This window comes from Pseudomonas sp. Irchel s3f19 (assembly GCF_900187555.1).
Classification (GTDB): domain Bacteria; phylum Pseudomonadota; class Gammaproteobacteria; order Pseudomonadales; family Pseudomonadaceae; genus Aquipseudomonas; species Aquipseudomonas capeferrum.
In genome coordinates this window covers 62625-79611 of the sequence record NZ_FYDW01000012.1, presented here as the reverse complement: position 1 = coordinate 79611, position 16987 = coordinate 62625, and the positions used below count along the sequence as shown (strand labels likewise).

The window sequence follows — 16987 nt, the reverse complement described above, 5'->3', positions numbered from 1 at the left end:
CGACAAGGGACGGAATATGCCGCACACCTTACCCAGGCGTGCCGCAGGCGAGAATCCGGCCAGCACGCAACAGGGCTTTGCACCCTGCGCAACGCTGGTGTTTCAGGGGGCCAGCAAGCCTTCACAGAAGCCGATGAACGCCTGCACCCGACGCGAGCCGCGGTGGTTGGGCAAGTACAACGCATTGATGCTGTCATTGGCGGTGCCGGGGCTGACCTGCCAATCAGCGAACACGCGCTGCAGCGCGCCGCCAGCCACATCCTCACGCACCAGCCAGTCGGCCAGCAGGGCAATCCCGCTACCCGCCAGCGCGGCTTCACGCAACAGGTCGGCATTGGCGCTGCGCAGCGGCCCGCTCACGTCCAGCTCCAGCACCTGCTGCCCGCGGGACAGGCGCCAGGGGCGAGCTTTTTGCCCATAGCGAAAACGCAGGCAGGCGTGCTCCATCAACTGTTGCGGGTGGGCCAGCGTTTCGCGACCGCGCAGGTAGGCGGGGCAGGCCACCAGCCAACGCTCGAACCGACCCAGAGGGCGGCACACCAGCTCATCATTCGGCGCAGGGTCGCCCAGGCGGATCGACAAGTCGTAACGGCCATCGAGCAAGTCATCCAGGCGATCGCTCAGGTCGATGTCCAGCTCCAGGGCCGGGTGCCTGGCCAGAAACGCCCCCAGGTGCGGCGCGATCACCCGGCGCCCGAATTCCACTGGCAGGCACAGGCGCAGTACGCCGACCGGCTCCTCGCCCCGGTCGGCGACACTGGCATCGGCTTCGTCCAACGCTTCGAAGATGCCCCGGGCACGCGCGTAGTAGCGGGCGCCCGCCTCGGTCAGGCTGACCTGGCGGGTCGAGCGGTTCAACAAGGTCGCCCCAAGCTCCGCCTCCAAGGCATCGACCAGGCGTGTCACCGACGATGTCGCCAGCCCGAGCTTGCGCGCTGCTGCAGAAAACCCCTGAGCATCGACGGTCGCCGCGAACATCTTCATGGCCAGGAGTTTGTCCATTTTTCGTCCATCGTTGAAAACTCGGAACGGTCCTACAATCTAGTGGGCGGGTCAAGAAGCGCGCGGCCCGGCAATCACGTCCATAGTGGAAGCACCTCCCTTTGAACGAGATGACACATGGTGCCCCTCAACGTGCTCAGCCCCCTCCCGCCCTGCGAACCGACCTCTGCCGAGCGGGTCGACGAGCTGCTCAGCCGCCCCGGCGTGCGGATAGAGCGCATTGTCTCGAGCGGCCAATGCAGCCCGCCGGGGTACTGGTACGACCAGGCCGAAGGTGAATGGATCGTGCTGCTGAGCGGCGCAGCCGGCCTGCGCTTCGAGCATGAAAAGCATACCCGGCTGCTGGAGCCTGGCGATTGTTTGGACATCCCGGCGCATTACCGCCACCGCGTGGAATGGACCGCACCCGGTACCCCGACTGTCTGGCTCGCGGTGTTCTACAGCAGCACCAACCCGTGGCCCGACTGAGGCTGTGCGGTGCAATCGGGGCCTGCAGGTGCTGCAGGCTTTCGCGGGTAGCGACTCGACCAAAGTATGAGTACCGATTGCATAGCCCGCATGAACGCCTTGTTTACTGCAATTTTCAGCGCCTGATCTAAACTTTTGCCGACACCTTGGCAAGTTCAGCCCTGCGACAATCAGCCTCACAAAACTTTGTACTAACTTGTTAATTAGCTTGCTAAGGGCTTAAACTGCGCACATTCCACCTGCTGAGATCCCTGGCATGAAAGAAACACCGCGCGCCTCTGGCGCCACAACCCTCATTCTGGTCGGCCTGGGCGTTATCGTCGCCCTGCTCGGCCTGCTCCTGGCCGCTGGCGGCATCAAACTGGCCGGCCTCGGCGGCTCCTGGTATTTCCTGGTCGGCGGGCTGGCCATGGCCATCGCCGGTATCCTCATCGCCCGTCGCAAGGTCGCTGGGGCCTGGCTGTATGCCGTGTTCCTGATCGGCACCGCGATCTGGGCACTGATCGACGCGGGCCTGGTGTTCTGGCCGCTGTTCTCCCGCGTGTTCATGTTCGCCGCGATCGGTATGGTGGTGGCGCTGGTCTACCCGCAGCTGGTCCGCGCCAACGGCGGCACCACCGGGCGTGGCGCCTACGGCATCGCCGGTGTGCTGGCGGTGGCGCTGGTGGTTGCTGCAGGCAACATGTTCGTCGCCCACCCAAGCGTCGCCCCTACCGGCAAAGGCCCTGGCATGACCCCGGTCGAAGCGGGCAAGGAGCAGAAGGACTGGGCCCACTACGGCAACACCGAAGGTGGCAGCCGCTTCGCTGCGCTCGACCAGATCAACCGTGACAACGTCAACAAGCTGAAGGTGGCCTGGACCTACCACACCGGTGACGTCGCCATCAGCGACGGCAACGGCGCCGAGGACCAACTGACCCCGCTGCAGGTTGGCAACAAGGTGTTCATCTGCACCCCGCACAACAACCTGATCGCACTCGACGCCGACACCGGCAAAGAGCTGTGGAAGAACGCAATCAACGCCCAGTCCAAGGTCTGGCAGCGTTGCCGCGGCATGGCCTACTTCGACGCCACCGCGCCGCTGGCCCAACCGACCCAGCCGAACAGCTCGCCGATTGCCGCGGCCACTGTGGCGGCCGGTGCCAACTGCCAGCGCCGCTTGCTCACCAACACCATCGACGGCCGCCTGATCGCAGTCGACGCCGACACCGGTGAGTTCTGCCAGGGCTTCGGCAACAACGGCCAGGTCAACCTCATGGCCGGCCTGGGTGACGTGCCGGACTCCTTCTACCAACTGTCGTCCGCACCGCTGATGGCCGGTACCACCGTGGTGGTTGGCGGTCGCGTTGCCGATAACGTCCAGACCGACATGCCAGGCGGCGTGATCCGTGGCTTCGACGTCATCACCGGGGCCATGCGCTGGGCGTTCGACCCAGGCAACCCGGAAGACCGCAACGCCCCGGCCGACGGCAGCAGCTACGTGCGCAGCACCCCGAACAGCTGGGCACCGATGTCCTACGACCCGGCCATGAACACCGTGTTCCTGCCGATGGGTTCGTCGTCCACCGACATCTATGGCGTTGAACGCAACACGCTGGATCACACCTACGGTGCGTCGGTACTGGCGCTGGATGCCACCACCGGCAATCAGAAATGGGTCTACCAGACCGTACACAACGACCTCTGGGACTTCGACCTGCCGATGCAGCCAAGCCTGATCGACTTCACCAAGGACGACGGCAAGACCGTGCCTGCGGTGGTGATCGGTACCAAGGCCGGGCAGATCTACGTGCTTGACCGTGCCACCGGCAAACCGCTGACCCAGGTCGACGAAGTACCGGTCAAACCGAGCAACATCCCCAATGAGCCGTACTCCCCGACCCAGCCGAAATCGGTAGGCATGCCTCAGATCGGCGCGCAGACCCTGACCGAATCGGACATGTGGGGCGCTACCCCGTATGACCAGTTGCTGTGCCGCATCGACTTCAAGAAAATGCGCTACGACGGACTGTACACCGCGCCAGGCACCGACCTGTCGCTGAGCTTCCCGGGCTCGCTGGGTGGCATGAACTGGGGCAGCATTTCCACCGACCCGGTGCATGGTTTCATCTTCGTTAACGACATGCGCCTAGGCCTGTGGATCCAGATGATCCCGTCGCAGAACAAAGGCGATGCCGCTTCGGGTGGCGAAGCACTGAACACCGGCATGGGCGCCGTACCCCTCAAGGGCACGCCTTATGCGGTGAACAAGAACCGCTTCCTGTCGGTTGCCGGCATCCCCTGCCAGGCACCGCCGTTCGGCACCCTCACCGCCGTCGACATGAAAACCCGCCAGATCGCCTGGCAGGTACCGGTCGGCACCGTCGAGGACACCGGCCCGCTGGGTATCCGCATGCACCTGCCGATCAAGATCGGCCTGCCCACCCTGGGCGGCACGCTGTCGACCCAAGGCGGCCTGGTGTTCATCGCCGGCACCCAGGACTTCTACCTGCGCGCCTACGACAGCAGCAACGGTAATGAAGTGTGGAAGGCCCGCCTGCCGGTAGGCAGCCAGGGTGGCCCAATGACCTACGTTTCGCCGAAAACCGGCAAGCAGTATGTGGTGATCACCGCCGGTGGCGCGCGTCAGTCGACTGACCGTGGCGACTACGTGATTTCTTACGCACTGCCATAAACCGCGTCACCCCCCTCGCTGGCAAGCCGGCTTCCACAGGCCCTACACGGAACCTGTGGGGGCCGGCTTGCCAGCGATGAGGCCCTGAAAGATCAATCGAGACCCCGCAATGCCATCCGCAATTCGCATCACGTCTTCCCTGCTGCTTGCCTTGGCCAGCAGCAGTGCCCTCGCCGACGGCGACCTCATGAACCGCAGCACGATGACCGGTGACTGGGGTGGCCTGCGCCATCAGCTCGAAGAAGACGGCGTCAAGTTCACCGGCGACTACAGCGGTGAAACCGCCTACAACGCCCACGGCGGCCTGCACCGTTCGGCCCGTTACTCGCAGAACCTCAAGCTTGGCGTGCAGTTCGACCTGTCGAAACTGTATGGCCTGGAGAACGGCGGCAAGGTTCAGTTGACCATCAACGACCGCCGCGGCAACAGCGCCTCGGAAGACCTGGTGGGCAACCGCCTGCCGATCCAGGAGAACTTCGGTGGCCTGTACACCCGCCTGACCGAACTGAGCTACGAGCGCACCCTGTTCACCCCGGCCCTCAACGTCAAGCTCGGCTACATGGCCATGGGCAACGACCTCGGCGGCCTGGACAGCGGCATTCTGTGCAACTTCATGAACGCCGGTTTCTGCGGCCACCCGCTGAACATGTCCGGCGGCAGCGGCTGGACCAACTACCCCAACGCGCACCTTGGCGTGCGGGTCAAATACGACCTGTCACCGTCCTGGCAGCTGCGGGTGGCGGCGTTCAACGTCGACCCCGAAAGCAACGGCAACTCCAGCCGTGCCTGGCACCTGGGGCCCAAGCACACCACAGGCACCGTGGTGCCGGTGGAGCTGGTGTACAAACTGCAAGGCGAGCTGCCAGGCGAGTACAAGCTGGGCTACTACTACGACAGCTCCGACGTGAAACGTATCGGCAGCGACAAGGACGTGTCCGGCCGTGGCGGCCATTACGTGTTGATCGACCAGGCCGTGTGGAACGACCAGGGCTCGCCGGGCCGCAGCCTGCATGCCTTTGGCCAGTACTCGGCATCGAGCAAGGCCGCTTCGCCGTTCACCAAGTGGTATGGCGCTGGCGTGGTGCTGTACAAGCCGTTCGAAGGCCGCCCGCGCGATACCGTGGCCCTGGGCTATGGCCGCGCCGTGCCCAACCCGCGCAGCCGCGATGTGCTGGAAGACGCCGCGTTCGACGCAGGCCAGCAGTTCCCGGACATCGACAGCGCCGAACAGTTGATCGAACTGAGCTACGGCTACCAGGCCACCCCTTGGCTGAACCTGCGGCCGGATGTGCAGTACATCATCGAGCCTGGGGCGTTTTCGGGCAAAGCCATCGACAATGCGTTGGTCGTCGGTTTGCAGGTCAAGGCGACGTTCTGACCTAATTGGCAGTGACATCCTGGGGCCGCAACGCGGCCCCCGTTTTTCAGCCCTGCCGCAGGTAATCCACCAGCCGCAGCAACATGGCATCACACCCCTGCAACTGCTCGACACTGACAAACTCGTCCGGCTTGTGACCCTGCTCCATACTGCCAGGCCCGCAGACCACCGTCGGGATTCCCGCCTGATCGAACAGGCCGCCTTCGGTACCGAACGCTACCGTGCCGAACGCTTGCGAACCACTGAGCAACGCCACCAGCTGCGCCGCCTCGCTGTCAGCCGGCGTGGCCAGCCCCGGGTAGGCACTGAGTGCTTGCAGGCGGATATCGGCGCCCTCGTTGACGGCGCGCATGCGCGGCAGCAACTCGGCCTCGGCGTAGCCCTGCAACTGGTCAGCCACGCCTTGCGCGTCGAAGCCCGGCAAGGCACGCACCTCGAAGTCGAACTCGCACTCCTCGGGCACGATGTTCAGCGCCCTGCCCCCCTTGATCACGCCGGTCTGCACCGTGGAGAACGGCGGATCGAAACGCACGTCATGCTGCTCGGGCTGCGCCAGCCCCTCACCAATCTCGCCCAGCTTGCCGATCAGGCGCGCCGCGTACTCGATGGCATTCACCCCATAAGGCGCATAGGCCGAATGGCAGGCCGCGCCATGGACCTGACAACGCATGGCCAGCTTGCCCTTGTGGCCTAGCACCGGCTTGAGCTCGGTCGGCTCGCCAATCAGGCACAGCCGCGGTTTATGGGGCCGCTGTTCAAGCGCCGCGAGCATCGAACGTACCCCCAGGCAACCGACTTCTTCGTCATAGGAGAACGCCAGGTGCAGCGGCATACGCAAAGGCCGCGCGAGAAACGCCGGGACCGCCGCCAGCACCGAGGCAATGAAGCCCTTCATGTCCGCAGCGCCGCGCCCGTACAAGCGTCCATCACGTTCGCTCAGGGCAAACGGCTCGACCGTCCAGGCCTGGCCGTCCACCGGTACCACGTCGGTGTGCCCCGACAGCACCACACCGCCCACGTCCTGCGGGCCGATGGTGGCAAACAGGTTGGCCTTGGTGCCTTCGGCGTTATGGAACAACTCGCAGTCCACGCCAAGACCCGCCAAGTAGTCACGGATGAAGCCAATCAGCGCCAGGTTGGAATCGCGGCTGACCGTGGCAAAGCCGATCAGCCGGGCAAGCAGCGCGCGGCTGGCGAACTCACTCATTCCCCGGTACCCCGTAGCTTGGCGCTGCCGTGGGGTCGAGGGCGCGGGTCACGTAGTCCTGCATCTGGGGGCGATAGGCCTGCCACAGGCCATCCAGTTGCCCGATCGGGTCCTCATCGGCCCAGTCGACACGCAGGTCCACCAAGGGCCAGGTCAGCTCCCCGGCAATCTTCAATGCCGCAGAGTGCACAGGGCCGGCCTCGCCCCCCGCCGCCATGGCCGCGTGCATGGCCGCCAGCAGGCGGTCGGCCAGATGCCCCTCGGCCTGTTCGAAGGCGTGCACCATGGCCTCGATCACCTGCCGGGAAGACAGCAAGTTACCGGCCGCAGCGCACTGCTCGCCCGCCACGGCATCATGTACACCCAGGGCCTGCTTGCCGGTGAACAGCGCAACTTGGCCATGGCTGTCGATCACCGTGACCTGGCGGTATTCGCTCCAGCCGTTGGCATTGAGCACCCGGTCCAGCGCAGCAGGCGGCAGCTGCCCCTGCTCCAAGGCATCGAGCAGCTGCGGCCCGAGGGCCGGCAAGGTGATGTTCTGGGTCGCGACCGCACCCACACCTGCACGTACCCAGGGGCAGCGTGCCCCTACCGCAATGCTCGACGAACTGATGGCGATACCGACCTGGCCGGTTTCCTGGCAGCGACCGATGATGGAGAAAGTCATGTCATGGCTCCTGTTGTTCTGTCCAATGCACGCCATTCTGGGTGGAAGCATCCAGCACGCGAAACGACCTTTTTCCGAGGGCTTGAGCAGGAAAAAACTAAGCCCCTTGCCCGCGCTGCGAAAAAACGCCAAAACACCGCTGCAAGCCACGCGAATCAAGGCCTTCGCCGTTTTATCGGCAAGCACCAGCTAAATACTATTTTCGCCATTTGTGCTGCATCCCTAGTCTGGCCCCAGGCAACGGCGGTCCTCCAAACCGACCTTACAAAAACCGCCAGAAAAGGGCTCGGACATGACTCTGAACAACATCGAAATCGACACCCTCGTCGTCGGCGCCGGCCAAGCCGGCGTGGCCATGAGTGAACACCTGAACAAGCTCGGCGTGCCGCACCTGGTACTGGAGCGCAACCGCATCGCCGAAGCCTGGCGCACCGGCCGCTGGGACTCGCTGGTCGCCAACGGCCCGGTCTGGCATGACCGCTTCCCGGGGCTCGAATTCAACCTCGATGCCGATGCCTTCGCTGGCAAGGAGCAGGTCGCCGACTACTTCGAACAGTACGTGCGCAAGTACAACCTGCCGGTACGCACCGGCATCGAAGTGAAGAAGGTGGTGCGCAACAGCGACCGCCCCGGCTTCACCATCGAAACCAACGAGGGCGTGATCCGCGCCAACCGCGTGGTCGCCGCCACCGGCCCGTTCCAGCGCCCGGTGATTCCGGCCATTGCGCCGCAAGACCCGCGTCTGCACCAGATCCACTCCGCCGCCTATTTCAACCCCGAGCAGTTGCCCGCAGGCGCCGTACTGGTGGTTGGGGCAGGCTCTTCGGGCGTGCAGATCGCCGAAGAACTGATGCGCGCCGGGCGCCAGGTGTACCTCTCGGTCGGCGCCCATGACCGCCCGCCGCGGGCCTACCGCAACCGCGACTTCTGCTGGTGGCTGGGCGTGCTGGGCGAGTGGGACGCAGAAATCGCCAAGCCCGGCCGTGAGCACGTGACCATTGCCGTCAGCGGCGCACGCGGCGGCCACACGGTGGACTTCCGCGCCCTCGCCCACCAAGGCATGACCCTGGTCGGCCTCACTCAGTCGTTCAGCGAAGGCGTTGCCCGCTTCCAGGACAACCTGGCGGACAACATTCGCCGTGGCGACGAGAACTACCTGGCCCTGCTCGATGCCGCCGACGCCTACATCGAACGCAACGGCCTGGACCTGCCAGAAGAGCCCGCAGCTCGCGAGCGACTGCCCGACCCAGAGTGCGTCAGCAACCCGCTGCTCGAACTCGACCTGATAAAGGCCGGCGTCAGCAGCATCATCTGGGCCACCGGCTATGGCGTGGACTTCAGCTGGTTGCAGGTCGACACCTTCGACGCCAACGGCAAGCCTCAACACCAGCGTGGCGTTGCCCGCGAACCGGGCGTGTACTTCCTCGGCCTGCCCTGGCTGTCACGTCGCGGCTCGTCGTTCATCTGGGGCGTGTGGCACGACGCCAAGCACGTCGCCGGCCACATCGCCACGCAACGGACCTACCTGGCCTACCGCGACAGCGATCAACGCGCAGCGGATGACCAGCAACAACCCACGATCAGCAACGTCAGCACCCTCGGAGCCCACTGATGCCTACCCATACCCGTATCCGCATGTTCAACACCAAGGTCACCTACCCCAACCAGACCCTGGACAACGACCTGTGCCAGGCAGTGCGCGCCGGCAACACCGTCTACGTACGCGGCCAGGTGGGCACCGACTTCGAAGGGCGACTGGTGGGCCTGGGTGACCCACGGGCACAAGCCGAACAGGCGATGAAAAACGTCAAGCAGCTGCTTGAAGAGGCAGGCTCGGACCTGTCGCACATCGTCAAGACCACCACCTACATCACCGACCCGCGCTTCCGCGAGCCGGTGTACAAGGAAGTCGGCAAGTGGCTCAAGGGCGTGTTCCCAATTTCCACCGGGCTGGTGGTGGCAGGCCTTGCCCAGGCCGAGTGGCTGATGGAGATCGATGTGATCGCCGTGGTGCCGGATCAGGCTTGAGCCACCGCCTGCGCACTCAGCCAGGCCTGCGTTACCCGCGCAGCCGCCGTTAGCCGCTGTGCCCCGTGCAACTGGGCTGACGGCACTTCCACGCTGAGGCTGACGCCTTTGGGCAAGGCTGCGAGCAACTGCACCAACGGCAGTTGCCCGTCGCCCGGCAACTGCCGGCCCTGGCGCGCTTCCTGGATGATGCCGCTCTCGGGTGGCGCCTGCAGGGGCGCATCGCATAACTGCACGGCCTGCAAGTAACGCGGGTCGATGTGGGCAAGGTCCGCCACCTGCCCCCCCGCGCGAAACAAGTGCAGGGCATCGACCAGCACACCGCTGTTGCCTTGCCCCGCCCCTGCCACCACGCTGTAGGCCTGCTGCACGGTCGCCACCGGCCGCCAGCGCATGAACTCAAGGTCCACGCGCAGGCCATAACCCCGCGCCAGCACGCACAAGGCCGCGAAGTGCCCGGTCAGCCGCGTGAAATCGGCGTCATCCCCCGACACCGTCAAGCTCACCGCCCCCAGCTCTGCACCTGCCGCCAGCAAAGGCTCGTAATCGGCGACCACCACCTCGGGTGTCAATGACACGAACTCGATGTCAGCGACCCGCACGCCCTCGCCCGCCATCACCGCCTTGAGCTCACGCAGCGCCTGGCTACCCGCCGCTTCCGGGTAAGCCAGTGCACCCGGCAGCACCGGATGCAAGCGCAGCCCCACCGAACTGAAGCCGGCACGGCGCGCCTCGCGCACCAGCACCGCAGGCGCCAGGTCCAGCGCCGTCAGGTGAGCGACGCCGAGGCCACTCAATAGGTCGCCCTCCCGCCGCTGAGGTCGAACACGAAGCCGGTGGTGAAACTGCACTCGGGCCCGGCGATCCAGCTCACCATGTTGGCGATTTCCTCTACCTTCAGGAACCGCCCCATGGGGATCTTGGCCTTGCTCGCGGCAATGTGCTCCGGGGTCATCTCGGCCATCAGCGGTGTTTCGACCATGGCCGGCGCCACGCAGTTGAGCAACACGCCATCCTGCGCCAGCTCCTTGGCCGCGGCCTTGGTGAAGGCGATCACCCCCGCCTTGGCTGCCGAGTACGCCGAGATGTATTGCACGCCATCCTTGCCGGCCATCGAGGCGACATTGACGATGCGCCCGTAGCCGCGCTCACGCATGTGCGGGATGGCGGTGCGGCAGCAATAGAACACGCCGTTCAGGTCAATGGCGATGACCTTGTCCCAGGCCGCTGGCGGGTATTCCCACGCAGGCACCACCGGGCCATTGATACCGGCGTTGTTGACCAGGATCTCGACCTGCCCGACCTGCGCCAGCACATGGGCGAAGGCCGCCTCTACCGAGGCCAGAGACGACACATCAACCGACTGACGCAGCACAGGCTCGAAACCCTGCTCGGCCGCGTCCCAGCCATCGACCGCGAGGTCCCAGATCACCACCTGGGCGCCGGCAGCGTGCAACCGCTGCGCAATGCCCAGGCCGATGCCACGCATGCCGCCGGTGACGATTGCAGTCTGCCCTTGCAGGTATTGGCTCATTGCTTTGCTCCATTATCGAGAGAGGGAACGTCTGGCAGGCGACGCAGGTCGCTCACCATGAACAGGTAACACAGCGCCCCCAGGACGGTGATCGACGACACGAAGACCAGGGCCCAGACAAACGAGCCGGTCATTGACACGATGATGCCGATGGTCAGTGGGGTGACGATGCCCGCCGCGTTGGCGAACAGGTTGAACAGGCCGCCACTCAAGCCCAGCAGGCCTTTGGGCGCGATATCGGAGACGATCATCCAGGCCAGCGCCGACATGCCCTGGGCAAAGTAGGCGATGCAGAGAATGGCGATCACCAGCGCGTCGGACTCGACATAGTTGGCCAACACAATCACCGAGGCCGTGAGCAGGCCGGCAATCACCGGCAGCTTGCGCGCCACGTTCAGGGAGTAGCCACGGCGCAGCAAGGCGTCGGACAACCAGCCGCCGACCAGGGTCCCCAGCGACGCGGCGATGAAAGGCAGCACTGCGACCCAGCCGACCTTCAGCCACGGCATGTGCCGCTCGGTCACCAGGTACGTCGGAAACCAGGTCAGGAAGAACACGTTGGTCGAGTTGCAGGCAAACTGCCCCAGGCAGATACCCAGCATGTTGCGGTGCTTGAGCAACGCCGGGATCTGCGACCAGCGGAACACCGTGGCTTTCTGGCCACCGTCGACCACGCCGCCGCCGGCGGCGATGTAGTCGAGTTCGGCCTGATTAGCCGTGGTGGACTGGTGCGGTTCATGGTATTTGCGCCACCAGACCAGGCCATACAGGATGCCCATCAGCCCGACCGCCATCAGCAGAAAACGCCAGCCGTAGGCATGCAGCACCCAGAACAGCAGCGGCGTTAAAAAGGCCAGCCCGGTGTACTCGGCGAAGGTGTAGATACCGGTCGCCCTGGCCCGTTCACTCTGCGGGAACCAGGTCGCTACCACGCGGCTGTTGGTGGGGAAGCACGGTGCTTCGGTCACCCCCACCAGAAAACGCATGCCCAACAGCGACAGAAAGCCCTGGGCCAACCCCTGCAAGCCGGTGAACAGCGACCACAGCGTCAAGGCCAGCCAGTAGGTAAACTTGGTACCCAGCCGGTCGATGAGGATCCCGCCCGGGATCTGCGCCGCCGCGTAGGTCCAGGAAAACGCCGAAAAAATCACCCCCATCATCGCCGCATTCAGGCCCAGGTCGGCACTGATACTGGGCGCCGCAATGCCCATCACGCTGCGGTCGAGGTAGTTGATCATGGTGCCGCCAGATATCAGCGCCAGGATCATGAAGCGCGTGCGGGTGCGTTGTTGCAGGCGTGCAGGGGTGTCGAACACCCCCAAGCCGATGTTCTGCTCAGTGTTCATGACGGTTGCTCTCTTGTTATTGGAATGGCAAAGGGCGCTGCGTCAGGCGAACCCGAACAGACGTCGCGGCGTGTCCCACATGACCTTGCGGCGCAGTTGCGCATCCGGCATCAGGCGCTCGGCCAGTTTCAGCAAGGGCCCGTAGTCCACGCGCGCGCGCTGACGAATGAACGGCCAGTCGGAGCCCCACACACAGGCATCCGGGCCAAAGGCCTCGATCAGGGCATGGACGTAGGCACTGCTCTGCGCCAGCAGCGCATCGGCCGCGGCAAACTTCTGCATACCGGACAGCTTGACGCTGGCCCGGCCGCTGCCAGCCAACTGCAGCAAGGCCTGGAAGCCCGGCTGCTGGACGCCGGCGCGTACGTCTGGTCGGCCGCAGTGGTCGATCAACAGGCGTGCCGAGGTACGCTGCAGCAGCCCGCGCAACGCCAGTAACTGGTCTTCGCAGACCTGGACCTGGGCAAACAGGTCGAGCTCGGCGAGCTTGCCGAACAAACCGTCGACCGCGTCGAGGCTCGCCACCCCGTACAGCGCCGGGTTGAAAGCCACCCCGACCACCCCTTGGGCCTGCAGCGCGGCCAGCGCATCGAGGGTGATGCCAGGATCGACCACCGCTACGCCCTTGAAACGCCCCTGCCCCACGGCCAGGGCGTGCAACAGGCAACGGTTGTCGGTGTGGTAGCCACTGTTGGGGCCTACCAGCAAGGCATGCTGCACACCGTAGGCTTCCATCACCCGGTTGAACTGCTCGAGGGTGGCGACCTCCTGCCCGGACGGTGCATAGGGCGCGTCGGGGTGATAGGCAAAGCGGGCGGGGTCAAACAAATGGTTATGGCAATCGATCTTGGGTTCGTCAAAGATGTTCACGCAGCACTCCCGTCAAGCGCCGCTGCGCTTGCCTGCAGATCTTGTTATTGTGCGCCGCAAAGGCGGCTCGGCTGGGTTCAAGATACTGCGTGCCCAACGGATGCGCTCATACCCAGATGGCGAAGACCATAACCAAAGGTAATGCTCATGCCCCTCGAGAACGAAGGCCCCGAAGCCCGCGCGCTGGTGTTCAAACTGCGGCACATGGAAGTGTTTCGTGCGGTGATGCTGACCGGGTCGATCAGCGCGGCGGCGAAAATGCTGTATGTGTCGCAGCCGGCGGTGAGCAAGTTGATCCAGTACATCGAGGGGCGCCTGGCGTACCGGTTGTTCGAGCGCATCAACAACCGCCTGGTGCCAACCCACGAGGCGCAGATTCTCTTTCGCGAAGTCGAGCGGGTGTATCAGGCGGCGCTGGAGGTCAATGAATGTGCGTTGTCACTGGCCAGTGGCGGCCATCGCAACCTGCGCATCTCCTGCAGCGCATCACTGTCGACCGTGGTCATCCCGATTGCGCTGGCCCAGCTCAAGCGCGAGTCGCCCTCGCTGAACATCGAGTGGCAAACCTCGCTGATGGGTGAAATGCCGAACCAGATCCTGTCGAAGAAGGTCGACCTGTCGATTGCCGCCTTGCCGGTGATCCACGATCACCTGCATTCACGGGCGTTCATGCGTGGGCGCATGGTGGTGGTGATGCCGCAGGAGCACGCCCTGGCGCGGCAGGCATCCCTGACCCTGGAGCAACTGCAAGGCCATGACTTGCTGCTGTTCAGGCCCGACATGCCGTTTGGCAAACTGCTGGCCGAACACATCCACCAGCGCGGCCTGCAGCTGCAATCATTGTTGTCGTTCACCAATGCCAACGAAGCCGTGGCCCTGGTCAAGCAAGGCATGGGCTTACCCTGATCGACGAGTTCGTGGCGCAGGACAGCGGCTTGGCGGTGGTGCCACTGGCCGAAGAAATCCACTTCGACATCAGCTTTGTCTATTCGCGCTTCGAACCGCCCTCGCACTCGGCGCTGCACCTGATGCAGGTGCTGCATGCGCAGGCGTTGAAGCTTGGGCGTGGGGTTGCCGGGTTCGAGCTGCCTACCGCCTGAGGCAGAGAAGCGGCCCGGCAAGGCCGCCTCTGCAGGGAATCAGGCGATGGCGGCGTCCACCAACACCTGCGCTTCCTGCACCAGGCGCTGCAGGTGCGCCTCGTCGATGAAGCTCTCGGCGTAGATCTTGTAGATGTCCTCGGTGCCCGACGGCCGCGCGGCAAACCAGCCGTTGGCGGTCATCACCTTCAACCCGCCAATCGCCTGGCCGTTGCCTGGCGCATGGCTGAGGATCTGCACGATCGGCTCACCGGCCAGTTCGGTCGACTTGACCTGTTCGGGTGCCAGCTTGCTCAGCAACGCCTTCTGCCGTACATCGGCCTTGGCCTCGACACGCGTAGCAAACGGCTTGCCCAGTGCCGCCGTCAGGTCCGCATAGGCCTGGCTCGGATTGCGCCCGGTACGTGCGGTCATCTCTGCAGCCAGCAAGGCCGGGATCAACCCGTCCTTGTCAGTGGCCCAGACCGAGCCATCGCGGCGCAGGAACGACGCCCCCGCGCTTTCCTCGCCACCAAAACCCAACGAACCATCGAACAGGCCCTGGGCAAAGAACTTGAAGCCCACCGGCACCTCATACAGTTCACGGCCCAGGCGTTCGGTGACGCGGTCGATCAGGCCGCTGGACACAACGGTCTTGCCCACTGCCGCGTCGCTGCGCCATTGCGGGCGGTGACGGAACAGGTAGTCGATGGCCACAGCCAGGTAATTGTTCGGCTGCAACAGGCCATCCGGGGTGACGATGCCATGGCGGTCGTGGTCCGGGTCGCAGGCAAACGCCACGTCGAAGCGCTCGCGCAGGCCAATCAGGCCCTGCATGGCGTGGGGCGAGGATGGGTCCATGCGGATCTGGCCGTCCCAGTCGACGGTCATGAAGCGGAAGGTCGGGTCGACCTCGGTGTTGACCACTTCCAGGTTGAGCTTGTAATGCTCGGCGATCGCCGACCAGTAATGCACCCCGGCCCCACCCAACGGGTCAACGCCCAGGCGCAGGTTGGCGCTGCGAATCAAATCGAAGTCGATGACATTGCCCAGGTCTGCCACGTAGTGGCTCACGTAGTCGTGGCGATGGGTGGTGGCAGCTTGCAAGGCCTGGGCATGGTCCATGCGCTTGACGCCCGCCAGGTTCGCCGCCAGCAGTTCGTTGGCCTTGGCCTCGACCCACTTGGTCACGTCGCTGTCGGCCGGGCCGCCATTGGGCGGGTTGTACTTGAAGCCCCCGCTTTGCGGCGGGTTGTGCGACGGCGTGATGACGATGCCGTCGGCAAGGCCTTGTTCGCGGCCACGGTTGTAGCAAAGGATGGCGTGGGACACCGCCGGGGTCGGCGTGTACTCGTCGTCTTTGGACAACATCACCTGCACGCCGTTGGCCGCCAGCACTTCCAGCGCACTGGCCGAGGCCGGTGCCGACAGCGCGTGGGTGTCGGCGCCGATGAACAGCGGGCCGTCGATGCCCTTCTCCTGGCGGTACAGGCAGATGGCCTGGGTGATGGCCAGCACGTGGTACTCGTTGAAACTCAACTCGAAGGAAGTACCTCGGTGCCCCGAGGTGCCGAAGGCCACCCGCTGGGCCGCCACCGCCGCGTCGGGGCGGCCGGTGTAGTAAGCGGTGAGCAGTCGGGGAATATCGACCAGCACGCTGGCCGGAGCCAGCTTGCCTGCCAAAGGACTGAGCGTCATGCAGAAACCTCGAGTTCAACGGATGTTGGTGTTGGAGCCTGCAGTGTACTGAGAGTTGCAATGCCGCGCGATGGTCTAGAGTATTTGCCATCACTCCCCGGCAACGAGGCCCCATGGCTGTCCACCGCCTGACCCGCACTCACCCCCGCCTCACGTTCGCTGCCCTGGTCGGCATCATCGGCGCCTGGCTGGTCCCGGCAGGTGACACCGTCCAGCACATCCTCGTCGGCTGGAACCTCGGCGTCTGGCTTTACCTGCTGCTGGTGCTGTGGCTGACCTGGAACGCCAACCCGGATAAAGTCCGCAAGGTCGCCCAGATCGAGGACGAAAACGCCGGGCTGGTTCTGTTTACCGTGTGCATCGCCGCCATCGCCAGCCTGGCCGCGATCACCCTGCAACTGGTCTCAAGCCGCGGCCTGCAAGGTAATGCGCTGGCCCTGCACTACCTCTACACCGGCTTGACCGTGGCCGGCTCCTGGCTGCTGATCGGCTGCATTTTCAGCCTGCACTACGCCCGGCTGTTCTATAACGGGCAAAACCACGAACCCCCACTGCGCTTCGCCGATGGCGAACGCAACCCCGATTACTGGGACTTCCACTACTTCTCGTTCACCATCAGCGTGGCGGTGCAAACGTCCGATGTCGGCGTCGCCGGGCGCGGGCTGCGGCGGGTGGTGCTGGCGCACTCCGTGGTTGGCTTCGTGTTCAACACGGCGATTCTGGGGTTCACCATCAATATTGCGGCGGGCCTGCTGGGCTAGCACCGGTTCAACCCCCACCGCTCGTCAGAAAACGCTGCACGCCTGACAATCGTGAAATTGGCAGAATCTGCCGGGTTGTTCGGCACCGCCGCGCAAGGAAAACGTTTGCCGGGCCTTTTGCCGCCAGCCGCTGTCCGAGACGCTAATGTGACGTGGGTCAAGCCTCATCGCTTTGGTCGGACTCAGCCACTGGGCACTGGCGTGGCAGGTGCTATGGTTACATTCCCGGCGGCCGTGCCTGCGGCCACCCGCTCACCGCGTCCAGGTAAGGACAA

Annotated in this window: 15 protein-coding genes and 1 pseudogene; 8 read left to right on the top strand and 8 right to left on the bottom strand. The window is 64.7% G+C overall.

All coding sequences use genetic code 11. The features are described 5' to 3' along the window. Nucleotides 1–102: 102 nt before the first annotated feature. Entirely contained in the window at nt 103–1002 is a 900-nt protein-coding gene (locus tag CKW22_RS22175) for a LysR family transcriptional regulator (protein ID WP_033697426.1), read from the bottom strand. A gap of 117 nt (nt 1003–1119) precedes the next feature. On the opposite strand from CKW22_RS22175, the gene CKW22_RS22170 reads away from it, so the two are divergent. The 3 genes from CKW22_RS22170 (at nt 1120) to CKW22_RS22160 (ending at nt 5522) form a co-directional block, all read left to right on the top strand. Next, on the top strand, nt 1120–1470 hold the full coding sequence (locus tag CKW22_RS22170) for a cupin domain-containing protein (RefSeq protein ID WP_095065112.1): 351 nt from the start codon (nt 1120–1122) through the stop codon (nt 1468–1470). 256 nt (nt 1471–1726) lie between these two features. Continuing rightward, nucleotides 1727–4144, top strand: coding sequence for a glucose/quinate/shikimate family membrane-bound PQQ-dependent dehydrogenase (locus CKW22_RS22165; protein ID WP_033697424.1), 2418 nt, complete (start codon nt 1727–1729; stop codon nt 4142–4144). Between the two features lie 109 nt (nt 4145–4253). After that, a complete protein-coding gene (locus tag CKW22_RS22160; protein WP_033697423.1) occupies nt 4254–5522 on the top strand; it encodes a carbohydrate porin in 1269 nt (422 codons plus the stop codon). 46 nt (nt 5523–5568) lie between these two features. Here CKW22_RS22160 and argE read toward each other — a convergent pair whose 3' ends face one another. Both argE and CKW22_RS22150 read right to left on the bottom strand, forming a co-directional pair. Continuing rightward, nucleotides 5569–6729, bottom strand: a complete 1161-nt coding sequence (gene argE / locus CKW22_RS22155) for an acetylornithine deacetylase (RefSeq protein WP_033697422.1) — start codon at nt 6727–6729, stop codon at nt 5569–5571. Next, complete coding sequence (locus tag CKW22_RS22150; RefSeq protein WP_033697421.1) at nt 6722–7396, bottom strand: DUF1028 domain-containing protein; 675 nt, start codon at nt 7394–7396, stop codon at nt 6722–6724. Before CKW22_RS22150 ends, argE begins: the two co-directional genes overlap by 8 nt. Between CKW22_RS22150 and CKW22_RS27360 the strand changes: the two genes are divergently transcribed. The 3 genes from CKW22_RS27360 to CKW22_RS22140 all read left to right on the top strand — a co-directional run bounded on the left by CKW22_RS27360 (nt 7395) and on the right by CKW22_RS22140 (nt 9424). Then, on the top strand, nt 7395–7589 hold the full coding sequence (locus CKW22_RS27360; protein WP_143500789.1) for a hypothetical protein: 195 nt from the start codon (nt 7395–7397) through the stop codon (nt 7587–7589). The two genes, CKW22_RS22150 and CKW22_RS27360, sit on opposite strands and share 2 nt — an antisense overlap. Before the next feature lie 99 nt (nt 7590–7688). Then, entirely contained in the window at nt 7689–9008 is a 1320-nt protein-coding gene (locus CKW22_RS22145) for an NAD(P)/FAD-dependent oxidoreductase (RefSeq protein ID WP_033697419.1), read from the top strand. Further along, complete coding sequence (locus tag CKW22_RS22140; RefSeq protein WP_033697417.1) at nt 9008–9424, top strand: RidA family protein; 417 nt, start codon at nt 9008–9010, stop codon at nt 9422–9424. Before CKW22_RS22145 ends, CKW22_RS22140 begins: the two co-directional genes overlap by 1 nt. Here the strand turns inward: CKW22_RS22140 and CKW22_RS22135 are convergent. From CKW22_RS22135 to CKW22_RS22120, 4 genes are read right to left on the bottom strand one after another with little or no spacing between them, the layout of a single operon-like run. After that, nucleotides 9415–10221: a sugar phosphate isomerase/epimerase gene (locus CKW22_RS22135; RefSeq protein ID WP_033697415.1), complete on the bottom strand. Its 807-nt coding sequence runs from the start codon at nt 10219–10221 to the stop codon at nt 9415–9417. The genes CKW22_RS22140 and CKW22_RS22135 overlap by 10 nt on opposite strands. After that, entirely contained in the window at nt 10218–10958 is a 741-nt protein-coding gene (locus CKW22_RS22130; protein ID WP_033697414.1) for an SDR family NAD(P)-dependent oxidoreductase, read from the bottom strand. Before CKW22_RS22130 ends, CKW22_RS22135 begins: the two co-directional genes overlap by 4 nt. Beyond that, a complete protein-coding gene (locus CKW22_RS22125) occupies nt 10955–12304 on the bottom strand; it encodes an MFS transporter (protein ID WP_050506041.1) in 1350 nt (449 codons plus the stop codon). The genes CKW22_RS22130 and CKW22_RS22125 overlap by 4 nt, the downstream gene beginning before the upstream one ends. Nucleotides 12305–12346: 42 nt before the next feature. After that, a complete protein-coding gene (locus CKW22_RS22120; protein WP_033697412.1) occupies nt 12347–13174 on the bottom strand; it encodes an amidohydrolase in 828 nt (275 codons plus the stop codon). A gap of 147 nt (nt 13175–13321) precedes the next feature. Between CKW22_RS22120 and CKW22_RS22115 the strand changes: the two are divergent. Further along, nucleotides 13322–14274, top strand: a pseudogene (locus CKW22_RS22115) (LysR family transcriptional regulator). Nucleotides 14275–14313: 39 nt separating this feature from the next. Here the strand turns inward: CKW22_RS22115 and pgm are convergent. After that, complete coding sequence (gene pgm / locus CKW22_RS22110) at nt 14314–15951, bottom strand: phosphoglucomutase (alpha-D-glucose-1,6-bisphosphate-dependent) (protein ID WP_095065110.1); 1638 nt, start codon at nt 15949–15951, stop codon at nt 14314–14316. A gap of 113 nt (nt 15952–16064) precedes the next feature. Here pgm and CKW22_RS22105 point away from each other — a divergent pair, with 113 nt between their 5' ends. Beyond that, nucleotides 16065–16712 carry a DUF1345 domain-containing protein gene (locus CKW22_RS22105; protein WP_033697408.1) on the top strand — a complete coding sequence of 216 codons (648 nt, stop codon included), beginning with the start codon at nt 16065–16067 and terminating at the stop codon, nt 16710–16712. Nucleotides 16713–16987: the final 275 nt, after the last annotated feature.

What these genes read in the sequence shown, in the direction of transcription:
- CKW22_RS22170 (WP_095065112.1), top strand. Translation starts at nt 1,120, where the DNA reads ATGGTGCCCCTCAACGTGCTCAGCCCCCTCCCGCCCTGCGAACCGACC.
- CKW22_RS22165 (WP_033697424.1), top strand. Translation starts at nt 1,727, where the DNA reads ATGAAAGAAACACCGCGCGCCTCTGGCGCCACAACCCTCATTCTGGTC.
- argE (WP_033697422.1), bottom strand. Translation starts at nt 6,729, where the DNA reads ATGAGTGAGTTCGCCAGCCGCGCGCTGCTTGCCCGGCTGATCGGCTTT.
- CKW22_RS22145 (WP_033697419.1), top strand. Translation starts at nt 7,689, where the DNA reads ATGACTCTGAACAACATCGAAATCGACACCCTCGTCGTCGGCGCCGGC.
- CKW22_RS22130 (WP_033697414.1), bottom strand. Translation starts at nt 10,958, where the DNA reads ATGAGCCAATACCTGCAAGGGCAGACTGCAATCGTCACCGGCGGCATG.
- CKW22_RS27360 (WP_143500789.1), top strand. Translation starts at nt 7,395, where the DNA reads ATGTCATGGCTCCTGTTGTTCTGTCCAATGCACGCCATTCTGGGTGGA.
- CKW22_RS22125 (WP_050506041.1), bottom strand. Translation starts at nt 12,304, where the DNA reads ATGAACACTGAGCAGAACATCGGCTTGGGGGTGTTCGACACCCCTGCA.
- pgm (WP_095065110.1), bottom strand. Translation starts at nt 15,951, where the DNA reads ATGACGCTCAGTCCTTTGGCAGGCAAGCTGGCTCCGGCCAGCGTGCTG.
- CKW22_RS22160 (WP_033697423.1), top strand. Translation starts at nt 4,254, where the DNA reads ATGCCATCCGCAATTCGCATCACGTCTTCCCTGCTGCTTGCCTTGGCC.
- CKW22_RS22150 (WP_033697421.1), bottom strand. Translation starts at nt 7,396, where the DNA reads ATGACTTTCTCCATCATCGGTCGCTGCCAGGAAACCGGCCAGGTCGGT.
- CKW22_RS22140 (WP_033697417.1), top strand. Translation starts at nt 9,008, where the DNA reads ATGCCTACCCATACCCGTATCCGCATGTTCAACACCAAGGTCACCTAC.
- CKW22_RS22105 (WP_033697408.1), top strand. Translation starts at nt 16,065, where the DNA reads ATGGCTGTCCACCGCCTGACCCGCACTCACCCCCGCCTCACGTTCGCT.
- CKW22_RS22175 (WP_033697426.1), bottom strand. Translation starts at nt 1,002, where the DNA reads ATGGACAAACTCCTGGCCATGAAGATGTTCGCGGCGACCGTCGATGCT.